This is a genomic window from Oceanidesulfovibrio marinus, assembly GCF_013085545.1.
Taxonomy (GTDB): Bacteria; Desulfobacterota; Desulfovibrionia; order Desulfovibrionales; family Desulfovibrionaceae; genus Oceanidesulfovibrio; species Oceanidesulfovibrio marinus.
Genome location: NZ_CP039543.1, coordinates 3,807,855 through 3,830,055, shown reverse-complemented (window position 1 = coordinate 3,830,055; position 22,201 = coordinate 3,807,855). Strand labels below are relative to the sequence as shown.

Annotated in this window: 18 protein-coding genes, 2 tRNA genes and 3 rRNA genes; 12 read left to right on the top strand and 11 right to left on the bottom strand. The window is 58.6% G+C overall.

Features of this window, described 5'->3' with window-relative positions:
• Positions 1-23: 23 nt before the first annotated feature.
• The 3 genes from E8L03_RS16890 to E8L03_RS16880 form a co-directional block, all read right to left on the bottom strand.
• On the bottom strand, positions 24-593 hold the full coding sequence (locus E8L03_RS16890) for a hypothetical protein (protein WP_144307514.1): 570 nt from the start codon (positions 591-593) through the stop codon (positions 24-26).
• A gap of 144 nt (positions 594-737) precedes the next feature.
• The gene (locus tag E8L03_RS16885; protein ID WP_144307515.1) at positions 738-1,748 is read right to left on the bottom strand and encodes an aldo/keto reductase; all 1,011 of its coding nucleotides are present in this window, start codon (positions 1,746-1,748) and stop codon (positions 738-740) included.
• A gap of 301 nt (positions 1,749-2,049) precedes the next feature.
• Positions 2,050-2,487: a lysozyme inhibitor LprI family protein gene (locus tag E8L03_RS16880; protein WP_171267990.1), complete on the bottom strand. Its 438-nt coding sequence runs from the start codon at positions 2,485-2,487 to the stop codon at positions 2,050-2,052.
• A 397-nt stretch (positions 2,488-2,884) separates the two neighbouring features.
• Between E8L03_RS16880 and asnS the strand changes: the two genes are divergently transcribed.
• Together asnS and E8L03_RS16870 are read left to right on the top strand one after the other, a co-directional pair.
• Positions 2,885-4,273: an asparagine--tRNA ligase gene (asnS, locus tag E8L03_RS16875; protein ID WP_144307517.1), complete on the top strand. Its 1,389-nt coding sequence runs from the start codon at positions 2,885-2,887 to the stop codon at positions 4,271-4,273.
• 118 nt (positions 4,274-4,391) lie between these two features.
• Positions 4,392-4,952 carry a cysteine hydrolase family protein gene (locus E8L03_RS16870; RefSeq protein ID WP_144307518.1) on the top strand — a complete coding sequence of 187 codons (561 nt, stop codon included), beginning with the start codon at positions 4,392-4,394 and terminating at the stop codon, positions 4,950-4,952.
• Between the two features lie 72 nt (positions 4,953-5,024).
• Here the strand turns inward: E8L03_RS16870 and E8L03_RS16865 are convergent, their stop codons facing one another.
• Positions 5,025-5,486 carry an AraC family transcriptional regulator gene (locus E8L03_RS16865; RefSeq protein ID WP_171267989.1) on the bottom strand — a complete coding sequence of 154 codons (462 nt, stop codon included), beginning with the start codon at positions 5,484-5,486 and terminating at the stop codon, positions 5,025-5,027.
• Positions 5,487-6,219: 733 nt separating this feature from the next.
• On the opposite strand from E8L03_RS16865, the gene E8L03_RS16860 reads away from it, so the two are divergent.
• The 6 genes from E8L03_RS16860 to E8L03_RS16835 all read left to right on the top strand — a co-directional run bounded on the left by E8L03_RS16860 (position 6,220) and on the right by E8L03_RS16835 (position 12,420).
• A 16S ribosomal RNA gene (locus E8L03_RS16860) occupies positions 6,220-7,770 on the top strand.
• 152 nt (positions 7,771-7,922) lie between these two features.
• A tRNA-Ile gene (locus tag E8L03_RS16855) sits at positions 7,923-7,999 on the top strand.
• A gap of 37 nt (positions 8,000-8,036) precedes the next feature.
• Positions 8,037-8,112, top strand: a tRNA-Ala gene (locus E8L03_RS16850).
• 165 nt (positions 8,113-8,277) lie between these two features.
• Positions 8,278-11,192 (top strand): 23S ribosomal RNA (locus tag E8L03_RS16845).
• A 49-nt stretch (positions 11,193-11,241) separates the two neighbouring features.
• A 5S ribosomal RNA gene (gene rrf / locus E8L03_RS16840) occupies positions 11,242-11,356 on the top strand.
• The 16S, 23S and 5S rRNA genes sit together here with 2 tRNA genes alongside, the layout of an rRNA operon.
• A gap of 257 nt (positions 11,357-11,613) precedes the next feature.
• Complete coding sequence (locus E8L03_RS16835; protein ID WP_171267988.1) at positions 11,614-12,420, top strand: hypothetical protein; 807 nt, start codon at positions 11,614-11,616, stop codon at positions 12,418-12,420.
• A 62-nt stretch (positions 12,421-12,482) separates the two neighbouring features.
• Here E8L03_RS16835 and E8L03_RS16830 read toward each other — a convergent pair whose 3' ends face one another.
• The 5 genes from E8L03_RS16830 to E8L03_RS16810 form a co-directional block, all read right to left on the bottom strand.
• On the bottom strand, positions 12,483-13,676 hold the full coding sequence (locus E8L03_RS16830; protein ID WP_171267987.1) for an FAD-dependent oxidoreductase: 1,194 nt from the start codon (positions 13,674-13,676) through the stop codon (positions 12,483-12,485).
• A 35-nt stretch (positions 13,677-13,711) separates the two neighbouring features.
• Entirely contained in the window at positions 13,712-14,623 is a 912-nt protein-coding gene (locus tag E8L03_RS16825) for a DNA-3-methyladenine glycosylase family protein (protein WP_171267986.1), read from the bottom strand.
• A 5-nt stretch (positions 14,624-14,628) separates the two neighbouring features.
• The gene (locus E8L03_RS16820) at positions 14,629-15,237 is read right to left on the bottom strand and encodes a DNA polymerase ligase N-terminal domain-containing protein (protein WP_144307415.1); all 609 of its coding nucleotides are present in this window, start codon (positions 15,235-15,237) and stop codon (positions 14,629-14,631) included.
• Between the two features lie 211 nt (positions 15,238-15,448).
• Positions 15,449-15,766: a cupin domain-containing protein gene (locus E8L03_RS16815; protein ID WP_171267985.1), complete on the bottom strand. Its 318-nt coding sequence runs from the start codon at positions 15,764-15,766 to the stop codon at positions 15,449-15,451.
• 252 nt (positions 15,767-16,018) lie between these two features.
• Positions 16,019-17,008, bottom strand: a complete 990-nt coding sequence (locus E8L03_RS16810) for an acyltransferase family protein (protein WP_244963736.1) — start codon at positions 17,006-17,008, stop codon at positions 16,019-16,021.
• Between E8L03_RS16810 and E8L03_RS21025 the strand changes: the two genes are divergently transcribed.
• Complete coding sequence (locus tag E8L03_RS21025) at positions 16,940-17,122, top strand: hypothetical protein (RefSeq protein WP_235896759.1); 183 nt, start codon at positions 16,940-16,942, stop codon at positions 17,120-17,122. The genes E8L03_RS16810 and E8L03_RS21025 overlap by 69 nt on opposite strands.
• A gap of 63 nt (positions 17,123-17,185) precedes the next feature.
• On the opposite strand, the gene E8L03_RS16805 is transcribed toward E8L03_RS21025, so the two are convergent.
• Positions 17,186-18,652 carry an alpha/beta hydrolase family protein gene (locus E8L03_RS16805; RefSeq protein ID WP_171267983.1) on the bottom strand — a complete coding sequence of 489 codons (1,467 nt, stop codon included), beginning with the start codon at positions 18,650-18,652 and terminating at the stop codon, positions 17,186-17,188.
• A 653-nt stretch (positions 18,653-19,305) separates the two neighbouring features.
• Here E8L03_RS16805 and E8L03_RS16800 point away from each other — a divergent pair.
• The 3 genes from E8L03_RS16800 to E8L03_RS20910 all read left to right on the top strand — a co-directional run bounded on the left by E8L03_RS16800 (position 19,306) and on the right by E8L03_RS20910 (position 21,497).
• Complete coding sequence (locus E8L03_RS16800) at positions 19,306-20,409, top strand: sulfite exporter TauE/SafE family protein (protein WP_235896755.1); 1,104 nt, start codon at positions 19,306-19,308, stop codon at positions 20,407-20,409.
• A gap of 99 nt (positions 20,410-20,508) precedes the next feature.
• The gene (locus E8L03_RS16795; RefSeq protein ID WP_144307420.1) at positions 20,509-21,129 is read left to right on the top strand and encodes a hypothetical protein; all 621 of its coding nucleotides are present in this window, start codon (positions 20,509-20,511) and stop codon (positions 21,127-21,129) included.
• A 185-nt stretch (positions 21,130-21,314) separates the two neighbouring features.
• Positions 21,315-21,497 carry a hypothetical protein gene (locus tag E8L03_RS20910; RefSeq protein ID WP_216367911.1) on the top strand — a complete coding sequence of 61 codons (183 nt, stop codon included), beginning with the start codon at positions 21,315-21,317 and terminating at the stop codon, positions 21,495-21,497.
• Between the two features lie 11 nt (positions 21,498-21,508).
• On the opposite strand, the gene E8L03_RS16790 is transcribed toward E8L03_RS20910, so the two are convergent.
• A complete protein-coding gene (locus E8L03_RS16790; RefSeq protein ID WP_144307422.1) occupies positions 21,509-22,051 on the bottom strand; it encodes a PH domain-containing protein in 543 nt (180 codons plus the stop codon).
• Positions 22,052-22,201 lie beyond the last annotated feature (150 nt).

Genomic DNA, 22,201 nt, shown 5'->3' with positions numbered 1-22,201 from the left:
TATTATCCTGGTCATTGAAAATACTATTCATCGAGCCATGCCTTTTTGTTTTTACATAGGAAATCAGTAACCTGACTTTTCCTGGGGTTAAAGTCGACAGCTTCAATCGTACCGATCTCAATATATACATCCGAATCAATCCTACCGAAATCATCAACAGTCTGAAGCATAACTACGCCATCTTCTACTGATCTCACATAGCCAATTGATGCATACTCTTCATCTTCAGTCCATATATATACAATTGCATCACTCCTGAGCATTTCTTCCAAGCACATAGTTACGAAATCTTTTTTCTCGTCATCGATGACATGTAAATCTACGGCTCTGAACGTCTCCAAATAATGTTTTCTGAGGAAATCAATTTTCTTTTCATATGGACCTTGGACATCAACGCGATACAGGTGCTCAATTTTCCGTAACTCAAATCCGTCATCAGCACCTATTGTGTCAAATGATTTTAGTACATACCAATCGGTATCCACATGGTGAACAAGCCCAACAGAGCAACTGGTCTGATCACTTGGATCGACATACATTGCGACAAGTTTACGTTCCTTTTGCGCCTCGATCAAAATGCTCCTGATGCTCATATCAGTTCCCTTAGTTTATTTTCCAATCAAAGCACCACTCGACACAACTCTCCCCACAGCATCTTATATGCTACGAAGAAGTATACCTGCCACACAGAATAAAGCAACAGCCACGCCAACCCAAGGCGCTGATTTAAAATAAGCCTACTCCTCGCTCTGCACCTTGATCATCCAGCCAGGGTACTCCGGCGGCAGCGCGCTGACCGTATCAAGCGTTTCCATCTCCTCATCGGACAACTGAATCTCGGCCGCGGCGAGGTTGTCCTCCAGCTGTGCCACGTTCTTGGCTCCGGTGATGATGGATGTAACGAACGGCTTGGCCAGGACATAGGCCAGGGCGATGCGGGCCACCGAGACATCGCGGGCCTCGGCCATGGGGCGCATGGCGTCGATGCAGTTGAAGGCTCGATCCCGGTCCACCGGCGGAAAGTCGAACTCGATGCGGCGTGAGCCGGCGGGCGCTTTGCCATCGCGGGAGTACTTGCCGGAAAGCAGGCCCCCGGCCAGCGGGCTCCAGACCATGAGCCCCACCTTTTCCGAGAGCAGCAACGGCGCAATCTCCCGCTCCAGGTCGCGGCCGGCGATGGAGTAGTAGGCCTGCAGCGTGGCGGGCCGGGCCCAGCCGTAGCGGTCGGCCACGCCCAGCGCCTTCATCACGTTCCACGCCCTCCAGTTGGACACCCCCACGTAGCGCACGTGGCCCTGGCGCACGAGGTCGTCCAGAGCGCGCACCGTTTCCTCCACCGGCGTTATCTGGTCGAGGCCGTGGACCTGGTAGAGGTCGATGTAGTCGGTGCCCAGCCGTTTCAGGCTGGCCTGGATGCCGTCCATGATGTGGGCACGGGAGGCGCCGCGGTCATTGGGCCCATCTCCCACTGTTCCGAAGATCTTGGTGGCGAGCACCACGTCGGTGCGTTGGAAGCCTGAGTTCCTGATGGCCTGCCCGGTTATCTGCTCGGCAAGACCTTCGGAGTAAATATCGGCGGTGTCGATGAAGTTGACGCCGGCATCGAGCGCGCTGGCCACGATGCCGTCCGCCACCGACTGTTCCAGGCTGCCGATGGCGGTCCAGAGGCCCCTGCCGCCGAATGTCATCGTACCGAGACAGAACTCGGAAACCATCAGCCCGGTATTGCCGAGTGGTGTATAGCGCATGTGTGACTCCTCCGTGCACAGGGTTGTTTGCCCAAACGCTGTACCATAGGAGAATTACACAACTGTGACCAGACGCCGGATGGAAAGCGCTCCTGGATAGCCTAAATATCCCCAGGCCGGATGTTCCCTGAACGCGCGGAGACATCCGGCCTGCTCTCCATTTTTCCCAAAGAATTGCTGCACCCATCCTACTCAACAAGTAGCACGATGAACGACGGCGGCAGTACCTTGAGGCGCATCCGCTGCTCCGCGCCACCACCCTCTCGATACAGACAGGCTCTGACAGCGGGAGAGGAATTTTCTACTTGGAATCCTGCAGCGCACCCAGATAGCTTTCCAGTGTCAGGGCTCGCTCGCGGGTTCGCTCATACTCGGCCTGCGCCGCCAATACCTGGCGGATTGTTCCGTCGATCAGCCCCGCAGCCAGGCGGATGTCCGCATCCCTGTAGGCCATCCACTTTTGTTGTACTTCCTTGAGGTCTTGCGCGCTCTCCGAATCAAGCTGCTCCCGCAATGACTTGTACGCATCGTTGAGGGCAGCGTCCCAAACCTCGGTGGCACTCATATAGCACTGCACCGTCGCCTGTGTACTGGTTGCTCCCTCCCCTTCCAGACATTTTTCCAATGGTTCGTCCAAGGGATGATCATCACCCGCCAGGGAATCCTCGCCCCAGGCCATTCCAGACGTCATGACGCACAGCACCAGACCAATGAGCAATGCCAACCAAACCTTGCGCATATTCAGCTCCTGAGTTTTTCCACGAGTACGGATCATCAATTGTTTTCTCGATGGACCCCGGGCATTCAGACACAGCCGCCATGCTCGTATCCATCCCCTCACGCCTGCCTGCTGTTCCTCCAGCGGATGTATCAACCAGGGTTTGAGCCGGAAAAGATAGACTCACACCAGTTCGAACTTCCTACATCCTATATCGCCGCTGGCGGACAACGGCAATCACTCTGGCTCAAAACCTCTTCGTCTGCTCGATGAGATTCCAGCAAACGGGGGTCCCGGCTATCTGCATAGAGACTTCTCTCGTCAAAACACTCCCCCCTTTACTCCCCCCTGATCCGCCCCTATTGTATCCGCGTTCCGACCCGACCAACCTCAAAACGCACTATATAATGATACGACCATGATCGACCTGACCGTAAAAAACGCCCTGCATGCCCAGGGACCGCTGGAAGATGTGCGCATCCGCGGCTGGGTGCGGACCCGTCGCGACTCCAAGGGATTCTCCTTCCTGGAGATCAACGACGGCTCCTGCCTGAAGAACCTCCAGGCCGTGCTCGACGCCGACGCGCCGGGCTACAGCGCTATTGAGGACGCCGCCACCGGCGCGGCCGTGGCTCTGACCGGCGAGCTGGTGGAGTCCCCCGGCAAGGGCCAGACCTGGGAGCTCAAGGCCCGCGAGCTGACCATCATCGGCACGGCGCCGGATGACTACCCGCTGCAGAAGAAGCGCCACAGCGACGAGTACCTGCGCACCATCGCGCATCTGCGGCCCCGCACCAACAAGTACTCGGCCATCACGCGCATCCGCTCCGAGGCGGCCTACGCCACGCACCGCTTCTTCCACGATCGCGGCTTCCACTACATCCACACGCCCATCATCACCGGCTCGGACTGCGAGGGCGCGGGCGAGATGTTCCGCGTGACCACTCTGCCGCCGTGCATGCCGGCCCCCAAGGACGGCGATGTGCACGCCGAGGACTTCTTTGGCAGCGCCGCGAACCTGACTGTGTCCGGCCAGCTGGAGGCCGAGCCGTACGCCCTGGCCCTGTCAAAAGTATATACGTTCGGCCCCACGTTCCGCGCCGAGAACTCCAACACCCCGCGCCACGCCGCCGAGTTCTGGATGATCGAGCCGGAGATGGCGTTCTATGATCTGAGCATGAACATGGATCTGGCCGAGGAGTTCACCAAGAACCTCGTGGGCTCGGTGCTGGATGCCTCGGCCGAGGACATCGAGCTCTTCGCCAGGTTTGTGGACAAGGAGCTGATGCCCACGCTGGAGAACATCGTTTCCCAGCCCTTTGAGCGCCTGCCCTACCGCGAGGCCGTGGACATCCTGAAAAGCGCGAAGCAGAAGTTCGACTTCCCGGTGGAGTTCGGCACCGATCTGCAGACCGAGCACGAGCGCTACCTGGCCGAGGTGCACTTCAAGAAGCCGGTCATCGTGTACAACTACCCGCGCTCCATCAAGCCGTTCTACATGCGCCTGAACGACGATGCGGGCGATGCCGAGACCGTGGCGGCCATGGACCTGCTTGTGCCGCGCATCGGCGAGCTCATCGGCGGCTCCCAGCGTGAGGAGCGCCTGGACGTGCTCGAAGCGCGCATGGACGAATGCTCCATGGATAAGGCGCCGTACTGGTGGTACCTGGAGCTCAGACGGTTCGGCTCGGCCCCGCACGCCGGCTTCGGTCTGGGCTTCGAGCGGCTGCTCATGCTGGTCACGGGCGTCACCAACATCCGGGACGTCATCTCCTTCCCGCGCACGCCCAAGCACCTGGAGTTCTAGAGCATGTGAACCCTGGACAGGTTCAGTGCGTGTATGCAGTTACTTGATCCACACGGCGGCAGCATCAGCGCCATCACCGTCACCCTCACCGTGCCCGTCAGGACACAGGAGATACCATATGTCACCGACCCCACAGGACGTGCTGCTGCTCATCGACGTGCAGAACGACTACTTTCCCGGTGGAACCATGGAGCTGGAAGGCCAGGACGCCGCAGCGGCAAACTGCGCAAGGCTGCTCGCCCGCTTCCGGGAGCGCGAGCTTCCCGTGGTCCATATCCGCCACGAGTCCATCCGGCCCGGCTCCACGTTCTTCCTGCCCGGAACCGAGGGCGCGGAGATTCATGAAAGCGTGGCTCCGCTGCCCAGCGAGCCCGTCATCACCAAGCACTACCCCAACGCCTTCCGCGGCACGGGCCTGAGCATGGTGCTGCTGCCCCTGCACAGCAAGCGGCTGATCGTGGCCGGCTCAATGAGCCACATGTGCATAGACGCCACGGTGCGCGCGGCGTTCGACCTGGGCCACTCCTGCACCGTTGCGCACGACGCCTGCGCAACGCGCACCCTTTCCTTCAATGGCGCGGACATCCCGGCCGCCCAGGTGCACGGCTCGTTCATGGCCGCCCTGGGCCAGGCGTTCGCCGAGGTCGTGGACACCGAGACCATCCTGGGGGAAGTCTGAGACCGGACGGATTCTGCAGTTGCGCTCTATATTATGATAAGGGCGGCCCGGATGTTCCGAGCCGCCCTTTTTCTATTTCAGCGGGATGTGAACTTCGGTCAGCAGCTCTTCCGGCGGGGTCGAATGCGGATCGTTCAGGCACTTCTCGAAGGGCGGTTCCGGGCGAGGCTCCCTGCCCGAAGCTGGCAGCCATTTGGTGTAGAGGTCATAATACACCTGCTTCAGGCCATCGTACGGTCCTTTGTGGAGGTACTTGCCATACGTGCCCCCGGCAAAGTGGCGTACCTGGACCTCCCCTTCTCCCTCAACGTCATCAGCAACCGTCAAACACGCGTCGTAACGCAGCTCACTGGCCGGAACGGTTCCCGGGTCGTCATGGCTGAAGCCGAGATATTCGGTGTCCGGCAGGAACACCCCCTTGGGGCAGGCCCAGGCGCTTAATTTCTCCCAGGCAACACCCGCTTCCTCATATGGCCCCACGTGGCGCACACACGCCAGCCGCTTCGGACCCACATCAACGATTTGAACATCCATGACCGTTTCTTCCTTTGGTTATGGGTTGATTCGATCTGCGCACGGCGACTGCCCCGGCAACCTGCCAGAAAGCACATGCTCTTGCTTCGGGTATATCCAGGATCGCGGCATGACTTTCAGCGCACAAAGTGTATAGAGTGTATTTACCGCAATGTCCCCTGTGAGGATTTTGCGGTTGATTTCGAGTTCGCGAGTCGAGTTCGAGCGCCAAGTGTATTTTCCCACAGACGACTTTGGGGGATCATGGCGATCATGTGACGGACGATTTGCTCCGTGACGATGGTTTTATGGCCACGATGAAAACGGTGCGAAAAGGGGGTACCTGCCCCCCTGCCCTGAAAACGGCCTGAAACAGGGCTTTCAGTACCCCGTGAATCGTTAATGATTTCGGGCAATAAAAAAAATTTAAAAAAGGTGTTGACGATGAGGGGTCACTTCCGTAGACACCCTCTTCGCGGCAACGAGGTGACGCCTCAACGCCGCAAAGAAAATTCACCGAAAACGAAATTTTTCCTTGACGAGCAAATGAAACGTCCCTAAAAGAGGGAGTTCTGCCGGAGGGAAAAACGACGGTGGAAGGGAGCGAGTCTCCCAGAGCGACATTAGTAGTAGTTGCTCTTTGACAAGTGAATAGCGAGTCGGGCAAGGAAGCATTTGCCTAATGCAGCAGGTTAATACTTGTTGTTTGGGTGGGTGCTCCGTTCAGATTCTAATTCAGCTTTATCGACTCTTTTAACTGGAGAGTTTGATTCTGGCTCAGATTGAACGCTGGCGGCGTGCTTAACACATGCAAGTCGAGCGAGAAAGTCCGCTTCGGTGGATGAGTACAGCGGCGCACGGGTGAGTAACGCGTGGATGATCTGCCCTCAAGATCGGGATAACAGTGGGAAACCGCTGCTAATACCGGATACGCTTTACGTTTATCGTAAGGGAAAGGTGGCCTCTCAGTGAAGCTACCACTTGGGGATGAGTCCGCGTCTCATTAGCTAGACGGTGGGGTAACGGCCCACCGTGGCTACGATGAGTAGCCGGCCTGAGAGGGTGGCCGGCCACACTGGGACTGGAACACGGCCCAGACTCCTACGGGAGGCAGCAGTGGGGAATATTGCGCAATGGGCGAAAGCCTGACGCAGCGACGCCGCGTGAGGGAAGAAGGCCTTCGGGTCGTAAACCTCTGTCAGGAGGGAAGAACCCCGAGGATGCGAATAGTGTCTTCGGCTGACGGTACCTCCAGAGGAAGCACCGGCTAACTCCGTGCCAGCAGCCGCGGTAATACGGAGGGTGCAAGCGTTAATCGGAATCACTGGGCGTAAAGCGTACGTAGGCGGCTTTGCAAGTCAGACGTGAAAGCCCTCGGCTCAACCGAGGAATTGCGTTTGAAACTGCAAGGCTCTGAGTTCGGGAGAGGGTAGCGGAATTCCCGGTGTAGGAGTGAAATCCGTAGATATCGGGAGGAACACCAGTGGCGAAGGCGGCTACCTGGACCGATACTGACGCTGAGGTACGAAAGCGTGGGGAGCAAACAGGATTAGATACCCTGGTAGTCCACGCTGTAAACGATGGACGTTAGGTGTCGGGGGCTTGACCCTCGGTGCCGCAGCTAACGCGTTAAACGTCCCGCCTGGGGAGTACGGTCGCAAGGCTGAAACTCAAAGAAATTGACGGGGGCCCGCACAAGCGGTGGAGTATGTGGTTTAATTCGATGCAACGCGAAGAACCTTACCTGGGCTTGACATCCCGCGAACCCTCCCGAAACGGAGGGGTGCCCTTCGGGGAGCGCGGTGACAGGTGCTGCATGGCTGTCGTCAGCTCGTGCCGTGAGGTGTTGGGTTAAGTCCCGCAACGAGCGCAACCCCTATTCTTAGTTGCCAGCGATTAAAGTCGGGCACTCTAAGGAGACTGCCTCGGTCAACGGGGAGGAAGGTGGGGATGACGTCAAGTCATCATGGCCCTTACGCCCAGGGCTACACACGTACTACAATGGCGGATACAAAGGGTTGCTAAACCGCGAGGTCACGCCAATCCCAAAAAATCCGTCCCAGTCCGGATTGCAGTCTGCAACTCGACTGTATGAAGTCGGAATCGCTAGTAATCCCGGATCAGCATGCCGGGGTGAATACGTTCCCGGGCCTTGTACACACCGCCCGTCACACCACGAAAGCTGGTTCTACCCGAAGTCGCCGAGCTAACCCTCGGGAGGCAGGCGCCGACGGTAGGGCTGGTGATTGGGGTGAAGTCGTAACAAGGTAGCCGTAGGGGAACCTGCGGCTGGATCACCTCCTTTAAGAAAAAAGCCCGACTCGCTGTTCACTTGCAAGGAGCAGCTTCGATGCTCGAAGTGTTCTTTCACAAGCGAGAGGAAAACCGCGAAGCCCTTTGAAGGCCCACCGGACCCTCGGGCCGCACGGCCGGGTCGCGACAAGCGAAACGCATCGTGGGCCTATAGCTCAGCTGGCTAGAGCGCACGCCTGATAAGCGTGAGGTCGGTAGTTCAAGTCTACCTAGGCCCACCACGTACGCCCCGGATCGGGGTCCACGAGACGAAATCGTGGGGGTGTAGCTCAGCTGGGAGAGCACCTGCCTTGCAAGCAGGGGGTCATCGGTTCGAATCCGTTCACCTCCACCATTTGATTCGGGTGGTCACGACGGATACGGTTTTTCCTCAGATTGGTTCAACAGTCGTCTTCCGACTGCGCCGGGAAATCTTCTACTGGAAGGTTGTCCGACGCCGGGTGGCGACACCCGGACCAACGCTCTTTGACAGGTAAATAGGGAATGGATGAGAACGGGTAGAAAAGATAGAAAGGGCAAACGGTGGATGCCTTGGCGCCGGCAGGCGATGAAGGACGTGGTAGGCTGCGATAAGCCTCGGGGAGCCGCCAAGCAGGCTTTGAACCGAGGATTTCCGAATGGGGCAACCCAGCCGGAGTTATCCGGTTATCCTTTGGCTGAATGCATAGGCCTTAGGAAGCGAACCCAGGGAAGTGAAACATCTCAGTACCTGGAGGAGAAGAAATCAAGCGAGATTCCCTCAGTAGCGGCGAGCGAACGGGGATTAGCCCAAACCGTCGGCTTTCGAGCAGGCGGGGTTGTAGGACCTCCATACGAGATCCGTATGCGATAATGGAAGCAGCTGGGAAGCTGTGCCATAGAGAGTGATAGCCTCGTACATGAAATCGTACGCGGCTCAGGAGGCTCCTGAGTACCGCGGGGCACGTGAAACCCCGTGGGAATCTGGGTGGACCATCATCCAAGGCTAAATACTCGCCGGCGACCGATAGTGCACCAGTACCGTGAGGGAAAGGTGAAAAGAACCCCTGATAGGGGAGTGAAATAGAACCTGAAACCGTTTGCCTACAAGCAGTTCGAGCATCTTTATGGTGTGAGAGCGTGCCTTTTGCATAATGAGTCAGCGAGTTACTCTCTCGTGCAAGGTTAAGCGTGAGCGGAGCCGAAGCGAAAGCGAGTCTGAATAGGGCGATCAGTACGAGGGAGTAGACCCGAAACCCGGTGATCTATCCATGGGCAGGTTGAAGCTCGGGTAAAACCGAGTGGAGGACCGAACCGTTGAAGGTTGAAAACTTCTCGGATGACCTGTGGATAGGGGTGAAAGGCCAATCAAACCGGGTGATAGCTGGTTCTCCCCGAAATATATTGAGGTATAGCCTCAGGTGATGACTGACGGAGGTAGAGCACTGAAAGGGCTAGGGGCCCCACCAGGTTACCAAACCCTATCAAACTCCGAATGCCGTCAGTTTCCAGCCTGGGAGTCAGACTCTGGGTGCGAAGGTCCAGGGTCGAAAGGGAAACAGCCCAGACCGACAGCTAAGGTCCCAAAATCCATGCTCAGTGGGAAAGGAAGTGGGAGCGTATAGACAGCCAGGAGGTTGGCTTAGAAGCAGCCATCCTTTAAAGAAAGCGTAATAGCTCACTGGTCTAATGCTCCTGCGCCGAAAATGTAACGGGGCTAAGCATGGTACCGAAGCTTCGGGCGCGAACTTTGTTCGCGCGGTAGGGGAGCGTTCCCATCGGGACGAAGGTGAATCGTAAGGTTTGCTGGACTGATGGGAAGTGATTATGCTGACATGAGTAACGATAAAACAGGTGAGAAACCTGTTCGCCGTAAGCCCAAGGTTTCCTGGGTAAAGGTAATCTTCCCAGGGTTAGTCGGTCCCTAAGGCGAGGCCGAAAGGCGTAGCCGATGGAAAACGGATTAATATTTCCGTACCACGCATAACGCGCGATGAGGGGACGCAGAAGGGTAGACCATCCATCTGTTGGAATAGATGGTGTAAGCGTGTAGGCTTGAGGGTAGGCAAATCCGCCCTCTGGACGGCCGAGACGCGATGCCGTGACTTAACGTCTGAAGTGGTTAAGCCCATGCTGCCAAGAAAAGCCTCTAAGTATAGTTGTGCGTGACCGTACCGCAAACCAACTCAGGTGGGCGGGGAGAGCATCCCAAGGCGCTTGAGAGAACTCTAGCTAAGGAACTCGGCAAAATGACCCCGTAACTTCGGGATAAGGGGTGCTTCTGATGGTGAGAGAATTTACTTCTTCAGCTGTCGGAAGCCGCAGAGAAATGGCGGTGGCGACTGTTTACTAAAAACATAGGACTCTGCTAAGTCGCAAGACGACGTATAGGGTCTGACGCCTGCCCGGTGCCGGAAGGTTAAGGGGTGGGGTTAGCGTAAGCGAAGCTCTAAACCGAAGCCCCGGTAAACGGCGGCCGTAACTATAACGGTCCTAAGGTAGCGAAATTCCTTGTCGGGTAAGTTCCGACCTGCACGAATGGCGTAACGATCTCCGCGCTGTCTCAGCTAGAGACTCAGTGAAATTGAATTGGCGGTGAAAATGCCGTCTACCCGCGGAAAGACGGAAAGACCCTGTGCACCTTTACTGCAGCTTGACATTGGGTTTTGGGCTAGCATGTGTAGGATAGGTGGGAGACTGTGAATCGGGCACGCCAGTGTTCGTGGAGTCACCCTTGAAATACCACCCTTGCTAGTCTAAGGCTCTAATCCGATACCGTTATCCGGTTCGGAAACAGTGTCTGGCGGGTAGTTTGACTGGGGCGGTCGCCTCCCAAAAAGTAACGGAGGCATGCAAAGGTTCCCTCAGGCTGATTGGAAACCAGCCGTTGAGTGCAAAGGCATAAGGGAGCTTGACTGTAAGAGAGACATCTCGAGCAGGAACGAAAGTTGGCCTTAGTGATCCGGTGGTCCCGCATGGAAGGGCCATCGCTCATTGGATAAAAGGTACGCCGGGGATAACAGGCTGATCGCGTCCAAGAGTTCACATCGACGACGCGGTTTGGCACCTCGATGTCGGCTCATCACATCCTGGGGCTGAAGCAGGTCCCAAGGGTTCGGCTGTTCGCCGATTAAAGTGGTACGCGAGCTGGGTTTAAAACGTCGTGAGACAGTTTGGTCCCTATCTTCCGTGGGCGCAGGAGACTTGAGAGGGGTTGCCCCTAGTACGAGAGGACCGGGGTGAACGATCCGCTGGTGGACCTGTTGTCGTGCCAACGGCACAGCAGGGTAGCCATGATCGGAAAGGATAACCGCTGAAGGCATCTAAGCGGGAAGCCTGCCTCAAGATAAGGTCTCCCCGAAGGACCCATGTAGACTACATGGTTGATAGGCCGGGTGTGTAAGCACAGCGATGTGTTCAGCAAACCGGTACTAATAGTCCGTTCGTCTTTTTTACTCATCATTCTCATCCATCCCTATTTTTCCTTATATTTCGCCAAATTTGTCCTGGCGGCCAGGGAGGAGGGGCCACACCCGTTCCCATTCCGAACACGGAAGTTAAGCCCTCCATCGCCGATGATACTGCGGAGGAGTTCGTGGGAAAGTAGGTCGCTGCCAGGGCACATTCCTCAAACAGAAAGGTCCGAATCGATTTTCGATTCGGACCTTTCTGCGTTCGGGAGGATGGATCTGCCCTGCCCCTCCTCCTGCACGCAATCTGCACTGACTTTGCGCACCCTTCCCCAATAGTCCTCATACGGACCACACAGAACTCATCCATACTCCGGGCCAATGGGATGGAATCACGGTCTGATTGAACTCACGCGCTTTCATCAGGCTTCTCACCACGCCATAAACCTCATACCCGGAGCTTTCCCATGCATACCAGGGGCGAGAAGATAATTGGTGTGGCCTTACTCTTCATGGTCATATGCGCCATCGCTTTACTGAGTTTAGTGACTGGAAACCTTGCGGATGGATTGAGTATCTTCCAGACACTAAACGCCTGCGTCCATCTGGTTGATGCAATTATTCTGGCATTCATTGTCAGCGTAGTGCCCTCTGTTGTTGCCTTGTCGCTAATTACGCTGATTGTGTTGATGCTGCAGTATACAATTCCTTCCCTGCGACACTATCTTGCCCAACGGTCGCGTTTAGATTTCTTCGTATTCTCAGGTGCCATTGTAGGGTGCATTGCCACTTTGGAGCTATGCACCCCAACTCAACTATCTTTATCAACATTCATTTACGTTGGTGGATTCCTCGTTTCATGTTCGTTTCTTTTTGTGCAGTTTATTCGAACGGTCTTGCAGCCAAAGAAAAAAACACGTTATGTAGTATTTGCGCCATATTTACTTGTTGCGTTGCTGCTCTTCTTAATCATCGAAACCAATGCCAAAATTTACTACAACTTTGCAGTAAACAAGACATGGCGAGAGCAATATATTCAGCAAGTCAAAACAGGCACTTATCATAGATGTGAAAACGTCCTCGTTGCCACCAGCGGTCCGGCAGCTATCCTTTTCAGATATGACGATCTTGGTGGCGACCCTTGGATGGGAGGCTGTGGGTATCTCTATTCTGAAACTCCTCCGGATGAACTACCCCATTTATACTGGCTGGAGATAACAGAACAAATGCAACTTGACGAGAACTGGTGGTGGGTCAAGTTGTATATGAATTGATCCTGCCTGCTCGCAATACTTCCGGTATCATGCCCGCCTACCGCCCTTTCCAATCAACGCCCTCACTCCCCCTCCATGACCTTGGAGATGTCACGCATCAGTCGTTCGAGGCTGTAGAAGCGCATGAACTGGTCGCGCGCCCAGGCCATGGGCCCGGAATTGACGAACATGTAGCGGGCCAGGTTGCGCGAGTTCTTCTGGGCCAGCTCCACCCGGCGGCGCTGGCGTTTTTCATAAAGCTGCAGCGCATAGTCCATGTGGCCGACATCGGCGCGGGAGAGCTCGTCCGCCAGGGCGGCGGCTGAGTCCATGGCCGCAGAGGCGCCGACACCCGCCGTGGGCAGAAACGCGGCGGCCGCATCGCCTAACAACAGCGTCCGGCCACGCGACCAGGTGCGCGCACGGCAGTCGGCCATCTTCCAGTAAAAGGCCGGCGTCGAGCGATCCCGGTTCGCCACGGCGTTGCGGAACGGCCCTGCCGGCAAACGCTTCTCGATGGTATCGCCGTACTCCTGGGCCTCACGCTCCTTCAGCTCCTGATGGAGGCCCGCAAGAAAAATCCCGCACCTGCCCGGGACCGGATAAATGCCTACGCCCCACCCTGCCGACCACAGCTCGCGGTAGGTATCGGCCTCCTGTGGATCGAGCGTGCTCCAGACCACGAAACCGCCCCACCCCGTGTCGAAATCCTCAACTTCGTCTTGCGCGAGAATCAGACCGCGTGTGGCGGAGTGGATGCCATCAGCGCCGACAATCAGGTCGAACGTGGCCTTGGAGCCGTCATGGAAAGTCGCGGTCGCTCCTTCAGCATCCTCATCAATGGCCTCGACTACGGTGCCGTACTCGATGGGTCCTGCGGCCTGACGCAGCATGCGCAGGAGCACGCCGCGCTCGATACCGCGCCAGCTGCCAAAACGGTCCACCAACGGGGCGAGCGGATACCGTCGTATCTTTTGCCCGTGCCTGTCGTGCAGGATGTAAAACCGCACCGGCAGGCTCCCGGCTTCGTACTCCTGCGCCAAACCCAAGCCGTTGAGCACCCGGCCGCCCAGCGGCATGAGCCCCAGCATGTAGCCGCCGTCTTCCTCGCCGTCGCTGCGTTCAATGATTGCTGCAGGCTCTCCGCGACGGCGCAACAAAGCCCCGAGAGTGGCCCCGGCAATGCCCGCCCCGATGATCAGGACGCGCAACCGCGCACCAGCCAGCTGCCGCTCAATGCGCTCGGCGGTTGTTCCGCCTGTGGAGTTGGAATCCATCGCGACTCTCCTACTTCTATGTGCTGCACATCCCCCTACCCGCCCAGTATCGCGTCTATCATCATCAGGTAGCAGCCCCAGGTACGCAGGGGCCGCCAGCCATCGCTGATCTGGTGGATGGCGTGCATATCCGAGGGCTCCACACCGTAGCGCGCGCCCATGGCCTCGTGGATGCGCGTCTCGTGCTCCAGGAACACATCCCGGTGGCCCACGCCGAAAGCGCTGACCAGGTCCGCAAAGTACGGGCCGATGCCCTTCACCTTTTTCAGCTCCTTCTTGATCTGCTCCAGCTCCATCTCCCGCAGGCGATTGCGGTTCAGATGGCCGGACAGTGCGGCCCGCGCCACATCTTCCAGGTACTTCCACTTCTGCCGGCGCAGGCCCGGCAGCTCATGCCCTTCCAGAAAAAACGCCGGCGGGGGAAAGGTTCTGTACGTTCGCCCGGCTATGGTCACGGGCAGGCCGTGCTCCTCGGAGTATTTCCGCCACAGAGAGCGCGCCTGGCGCATGGAGGACCGCGCCGTGAAGATGGACCAGACGCACGTCTGATACACCGTGACAAAGAGCACGGGCAGCATCCCGGCCCGCCGCGCATGCACGGTGGCGAGCACATCGTCCCGCGCCAGTATGTCCTCGAAGGTCGCGACCTCCTCCGCCGTCACGTCCAGGTAGAGAATCTGCTCCACCTGCGCAGCCGCACGCGAGGCCGTGTCCTCGTCCACATCCTCGCAACGCACCAGCACGCCGCCATTGCCTTTCTCGTCCTCGTCCCAGGAAAGATGCACCCCGACTGGCGCAAAGGTTTCTTCGAGCAGCAGAGGCATGGCCAGGGAGCCATCATCGAGCGGCTGCACAGTGATGGAGTCGCGGATACGGGCCAGCTCCACGCAACGCTCCCAGGAGAACAGGCCGTGTGTGGTCAGGCGGTGGGTCAGTGAGTTGGCCATCTCCCCTACTCCTCCTCGGCCGGCGGCACAGCCTCGCCCATCTCTTTGATGGTCTTGCCGCTGATGATGGAATTGGGTTCGGTGGAAGTGGGGTTGCGCCGGGCGTCGGCGCCGTCGTCGTCCTCCTTGATGAGCAGCCAGTTCTTCTCGTCCCCGCGCATTTTGGTGTGGATCAGAGAGTAGCCGCCCGAGAGCTTGGAGCCGTCGAGCTTCACCCGGATGTGGCCTTTTGTGATGGCCGCGTCCATGTCGATGGGCTTGTCGTCCTTCTCGCTGATGTTCTCGTAGGTGCCGGCGTCCCAGACGATAACCACGCCGCCGCCGTACTCCTTTTCCGGAATGCGGCCCTCGAAGCGGGCGTAGTCCAGGGGGTGATCCTCGGTGCGCACTGCCAGGCGCTTGTCCTTGGGATTGGTGGACGGCCCCTTGGGCACGGCCCAGGAGAGCAGCACGCCGTCGTGCTCCAGCCGGAAGTCGTAATGCATGGAGCTGGCGTCGTGCTGCTGAATCACGAAGATCGGCTTGCCGCCGGAGCCCTTGCCGCCGCTTGGTTCCGGCGTCTTGGAGAAATCACGCTTGCCCTTATACTCCTGAAGCTTGTCCGTGCTGCCCATTGTCGGCTTCCTCGGTTGTCTGTGGGTTAAGCACCGGCGCGCTGCCGGCATCTATTCATCCATTCTACACCCTCCGCCCCTCCCTGTGTAGGGCAGGTCCCCATCATCCAGAACAAAAGACGGCCGGCGCGGAAGTTCCGCACCGGCCGACATGGCTGGGGGAGTGTGTGACGCTGCCTCCCCTATTCAACAAAAGTTTCAGAGCTGGCTGCTAGATGGGCGGGGCGATGTGCGCGATGACCCGCATATCACCATTGGTCGCGCGCACGCCGTGGGGCTCGCGGATCTCGCAGACCACCACGTCGCCGGCCTTGGCAGGCTGCTCGCCGTCCTTTTTCAGGAACACCCCCTCCCCTTCCAGCACCAGGAGCGAGGCATAGCCTTCGTCGTCGTGGCTGTGCAGGGGCAGCTCCTGGCCCTCGTGCAGCGAAAAGACGAGGATCTTCACATAGGGCGAATCGTGCACCAGAAACTTGCCGGGACCGTTGTCGCGAAATTGTGCTTCTTCGGGCAGATGCATGTATTTCATGGGGTATCCTCCGATTGTTTTATCGGGCTCGCCATCACGGCCGCCCGTCATCGTCGCCCCACATGTAACAATACTACGACCGGATGAAATTGACCCGTGTCAAAAAGGGTGGAATACGGTGAGATTTTTTTCCGAATGGGGATGGCCAAGAGGGAGAACAATCCACCTCGCGATACGGCGGGAGACGAAAAGAGCCCGCCCCGCTGGAGATGCGGGACGGGCTCTGGAGTCATTCAGGGATCGTAGGCTGCCCTATCCTTCTCCAGCCAGCCGCTCGCGGGAGCGGGACGGCTTCATATGCAGAATCTGCTTCACCAGCACTCCTGTCAGCTTGGTGAGCAGGTAGCCGACGCCGTAAATAGCTATGATGAGCACCATGCCGTACAGGAAAAAGCCGCCCAGAGTCTGCGGTGCAATGCCGTACCGCGGGAGATAGAACTGCAGGAAGTAGTGGTGGAAGAGGAACGCGCCGTACGAGTACAGACTGGTCCAGAAGAAGAAGTTGCGGATAACCGCGCTCTTTTCCAGATAGCGCGAGACCCAGGAAATGACCGAGAACCAGAGTATGCCCATGACCACGTTCAGCGGAAAATTCCATGGCCCGTTGGGAACATTGTAGAGAAGGGCGAGCAGAACAGCAGCGACCACACCCTGCTTGGCGGACACGCCGTCCTCGTAGTGCATGATGAACAGCATACCGAAAGCGAACTCGAACAGCCGGGCCATGGGAGAGGTATACAGGCTCATACCCAGGCGCGCCGGCTCGTACAGCGCGGGAATGCAGGCCACCAGGAAGGCGAAGATCATCATGCCTGCCGGGCTCCGGCGGTAGATCGCCAGCAGCAGCGGGAAAAGGCAGTACAGAATGATGATGAAGCCGAGAAACCACTCGCCGATCATGTATGGTGTTTGTTGAATGGGCAGAAGCCAACCGTCAAAGGCCGTGACCGTATAGATGTAGCGCCACGTGTGTATACCTCTGAAGGGCGTATGGCCCTTGTATACGGTCATGAAGACAAAAAGAATTATATATGTAACCCAAAACAGTGGATAAATTGAAAGAATACGCTTCTTCGCATATTCACCCAAGTGGATGCTTTTTTCGCGCTTTCCATACACGAGCATGAGCGCGGCGCCGGACAAAATCACGAAGAGCGACTGCACGATGGCGCCATGACCGTTCAGCTGGGTGATGAATGGAATCCTCGCCGCCGTGTCGAGGTTATGGATGGTCATATTCAAATTATAGTGGATAGCAATGACCATCGTGAGAGCGATGCTCCGCACGACATCCAGGTAAAAAATGCGCTTTCTCATGAGGTGTATAGTACTGACAACGTAGCAAAAGAGGTTTGAAAAGAAAAAATCATCTACCCCTTTTACCTCACTTTGTCCATGAAGATGCAGGGTCTGTTACGATCAGGAATCACCTTGACCGGCGGGATGTTCTATCCCCTGCCACTTTAAGACATCGGCGGCGTAGACAGGACCGATGAGCTTCAGACGGTCGATGTCCGCATCCGGGTCGGAGCGGGTGTCGTAGGTACGCGGCGGCGTTATGGCGCGCACTTCCACATCCCTGCCGGACAACCGTTTGGTCATGGCCGTGGACCACGTGTTGTCGCCCACAAGGAACCACAGGCTGCGAACGTCCCGTGGCGCGTGTATCTGCGCCGTGCTCAGGGCGTCTTCGTCCACCTTTTCCTGTATGGTGATGAGGAAGGTGGGGCCTCCGGGCTGCTCGAAGGTGTCCAGGGCTGGGCCGAGGCCGGCGTTGCGCGCCCACACGCCCACCTGCCTGGCGTCCACGCCCGGCAGGTTGCGCAGGAAAGCGAGGCCCTGGCGGATGTGCTCGGCCGTGACCACAGGCCGCAGGTCGTCCGGGGGATCGGGGCACTCAGGGGCGGTCAGGCTGAGCATCGCCATGCCGTTGAGGGCCAGCTCGCGAGCCACAACACGGTAGGAGAAGTGGGAGCGGCAGCCGGCGTCCGCGGCCCAGACCACGGCCGGATAGGGGCCCTTGCCCGGCGGGGCCGTGAGGAAGCCGCGCAGACCGGCCGCCACCTGCACCTCGCGTTCGTCGAAGCGGATCTTCTCGCCGTACTTGCTGGGCGGATCGGGCGGCAGCCAGAGGATGCGGCTGGGAATCTCGGTGTCGCCGCTTTCGGCGTGATGCTTGATCGGCAGGAAGGTGATGGACCCGACCACTGGCTCCTCGGCCTCGAAGGTGGGGCCGTAGGTGAAAATCTTGTCGCCGAACTGGGTTAGCTGGCGCAGCTCGCCGGTCTGCTCGTCCAGGAAGAGCAGCTTGCCGTACTTCTTGCGGCCATCGATGATCCGGATAATGCGGTCCTCACCGCGGATCTTGTAGTTCCCCAGGTAGTCGTCCAGGGTGTAGGCCTCGGCGGCCAGCGCCCGCAATGACCAGCGTATCTCGTTCCCCTGCTTGAGCACGCCGCCGAAGAACATGTCGTGCGGATGGATGACGGCCTCGTCGGACTTGTTGGCGCTGATGAGCTTGGCGTTGTCCTTTGCCGGGGCCTGCACCACCATACCTTCCGGCGGCGCCGCCTCCTCGGGCGGCTCAACCTCTTCCGGGGACCGCCTGGCCTCCTCCTCAGGCATGTCCTCCAGGGTCACGCTGACGACCAGGGGCTCCAGCTCCGTGGAGGGCATGGCCCAGTGGAGGTTCACAAGGGCGAAAACGATGAGCAGGGAGTGCAGGACAAGGGACGCGGCAACGCCCGTGCGCTTGAGCGAGAGGTAGGCGATATCAAGATGGTGGCGTGGCCGGGCGCCGGAAAACGGTATGAGTTTCCGCGATGCGTGCTGCTCGGAAGCGCCGTGCTGCGGCGCCGTGGTGATGTCCGCATCGGCCTCGGACATGAACCTTCCCCCTTGCACAAGTAATTTCGATAGTTTTCAGGCGGAATAAGTATCACCCCTTGAACCGGACAGGTCAATAGGCCCCGGGACGGCGAGCCACGGGATTGAATCACAGAATTAAACCACGAGATTGAACAGCTGCACCAGTGCTCCTGACGCGAAGCCGATTCCTTGTGCGGCAGAGCGGACCGCCGGCACGTTCCCCGTACGGGAAATCACCATGCGCTCCCTATAAAGGATAATGCCGCGGCAGGTCATTCCGTCCATTACGCCAGGTGGTCCCATGGACTGGCGCCGCGGCTGCCTGAGGCGTTCTAAAAAGTATCTGTCGGGGATAGCGCAATTCGCGGGGGATATGTTATGGATATTGAATGGGCTCAGTATCGTCGACCGAACTTTGTGAACTTTGTCACAATCGAGAGCGGGTAAAAAGTCGCGCAGCGGCGAGCTGCGAAGGTTGAGCTTGTTCTTTTTTTCACTATCCGGATTATCTTTTGTTTATCCTCGCTTCCCGCTGCTAGCAAAAATCAAAGGTCGTCATGTCCCGGCGCATGAAGAGTGCGGACGCTGATCGCGCGGTCCGGCATCTCGAACGCGAACAGACCGCCGGGTGTCCGTATATCCCAAATATTGTCACGAAAGGAGGTTTCACCGTGCGCAAACTCACCATTGGTCTCTGTCTCGGTCTTCTCGGCCTGGCAGTGTTGGCGCAGCCGGCATTTGCCGACCGTCTCGCCGACGCCATCGCATCGAGCAACGTACAGGGCGAGCCCGGCTACCTGGGCATCCCCGGCGCGCCCACGCTCAACATCTACGTCGGTCTCATCTGGGCTATCTGGGTGGGCTGGATCTTCTCCACCGTCGGCGCATTCGGCGGCATCATGGCCGGCGTGGGCCACATCACCATCTACGGCCTGGGCGACTACGCCAAGGGCCTGGGCAAGAACGACCTGAACAAGGTCGTCACCGACTCCATCCGCGTGTCCAACCAGTGGCTCGTGGGCTGCTCGGCCGCCCTGTCGTCCTTCAACTACTACCGCATGGGCCGCCTCGTGGCGCCGCTGGGCGTCTCCCTGGCCGTCGGCTCCGTAGCCGGTTCCTGGCTGGTGCCGATCATCACCGCGGGCAAGATCAACCTCTCGTCCTACCTGGGTTACTTCGGCCTCTTCGTTCTGTTCCTGGGCTGCTACCTCTTCTATGAGACCACCCCGGCCGGCCAGAACAAGAAGAAGAAAGCCAAGGAAGCCGCCAAGGCTTTCCAGGATTCCGTGAAGTCCCACTCCGACACCACGGCCCAGGGCGTGAAGCTGCAGTCCTTCACCCTGACCAAGTGCATCTTCACCTTCTTCGGCGTGGAGTTCTCCTTCAACCCCATCGTGCCGCTCATCGGCGGCTTCATCATCGCCTCCCTGGCCTCCTTCCTGGGCGTCGGCGGCGGCTTCCTGCTCGTGCCCTTCCTCACCTCCGTTGCGGGCCTGCCCATGTACCTCGTGGCCGGCACCTCCGCACTGGCGGTGTTCATCGGCATGCTCAACTCCATCGTTTCCTACATGGTGGCCAAGAGCACTCCGGTGGCCTGGGGCCTGATCGGCGCCGAGCTCATCGGCATCGTCATCGGTTCGCTCATCGGACCGCGGACCTCCAAGTACATCCCGGACGTCTGGCTCAAGCGCCTCTTCGTCGTCCTGGCCCTGTACGTGGGTATCCGCTACACGTCCAAGGGCTTCCTGGGCTACAGCCTGGTGCCGCCCTTCTAAAGAGCACGCTGCATCCAATCCGGACCCGGCCTTCTCCCCTGGTCGGGTCCGGTTTCCAACAACCCTAACAGCCAGAGCATTCAGCCCAGAGCAACCACCATGGACAGCCAAGCAATCTACCATTTCCTCGACCCGATCTTCATCTGGGTCTTTCGCATTCCGGGTGACGCAACGCTCGGATTCGCCTTGGGCCTTGCCTGGATCGCACTGATCACCTCCGCCGTGGGCGAGCTGGCCATCGCCGGGGTCTACTACATAAACCGCAGCTACTTCCGGCAGAACCGCACGGACATGGTCAGCAACCACAACCTGTCCATCCGCGCGCTCATGGCCAAGGACAAAGGCACCTACAAAGCGTGCAACGACCTGGCCAACGACGCCTTCGGCAAAACATTCTTCTCCAACATCGCGCTGTTCGCCGCCTCCCTCTGGCCGGCGTTCTTCGCGCTGGGCTGGCTGGGATACCGCTTTGGCGACGTGAACTTCACCCTGCCGCTCGCCGGCGCCGTCGGCCCCAACTTCTTCTTCGTGCCCACGTACATCGTGGTCCGCGTCCTTTTCTCGAACTCCAAGAAGTACCTGCCCGTGTTCCGCAAGGCGCACGCCATCCTGCGCGACGAGAACCCGGACGCCGAGCAGCTCATCAACTATCTGGACTACATGGACGTGCCGCAACGCGACTCCAAGAAGGAGCGCGGCGAGACCGCCACGGCGTCATAGCTTTCGTAACATCCTGCACGACACGAAGAAGCCGCCACCGGAACAGCTCCGGAGGCGGCTTTTTTTGCGTGCTCACGTTGCGGCAGCTTCGCCGCATTCCCCACCCATTGTGTGATGAAACTCTGCACGGACAATACCCTCGCAGCCGCCTGAAACCGGACACCGTACGCTGCGACTCCAACCGCATGCGCTCCCATCCGGAGCTCTACAGGAATGCGCAGCAACCCGCGCTACGCCGCAAGCGCACCGCTTCGCCCTTCGTGCAAAACAGCATAGCGGCGCGATCAACGGACGCACGGAACGCGCGGAACCGGCGCACCTCGCCCGTTTCGGGCAAGGATGCGTGCGCGGCCATGGAGATGGTGTAGGGAAGCCCGGATCAGGAAACGCCGTAGGCGGCGAGCATCTCGCGGAAGTGCTGCATCCGCGACGGACTGACGAAGATGAAGCCTTCGGAGGTGCGCAAGCCGATGGCGTTCTTTCTGGACACGGCAAAGAGCGCTTCCTTGCCGCTAGCGATCTTGAAGATGCCGGCGCGATAGCTGCCCACCTTGAGGCCGCGTTTGGACTTGCCCGGCTTGAGGGATTCGTTCTCCGGCGCCGGGTTCTTCAGGTCGATCTCGAAGACGCGCTCGATTTCGGCATAGGGCACCACGCGGACGGCAAAGGGCGCCGCCGCCACGGTCAGGCTGGTCTCGCCCATGCCCAGGTAGATGCGCGACGGCGCATAAAAGATCATGTACCAGTACAACGCGCCCAGGGGGATGCCCACCACGAGCAGGCAGATGGCCGACCAGGTGAAGCCCACCTTGAAGCTCCAGGCCACGGCCCCGGCTGTTGCGGCAACGCCCAGTAGATAAAGCACCTGCCACAGGCGCGACATGGGCACTGCATATAACTCGAGATTCGATTCGTCTGTCATGATGTATCGTCCTTTTCACGCCTCTCGTTGGGGGAACGCCCGTGTACCATGCTTTGCATCCCGCGCCTAGTGCCGGAAATCGCCCACGTATCCGGAGCGATATAGCACCGTTTTGCGTGTGGAATGTGCGGGGGGGTCCGTGTTATGGTC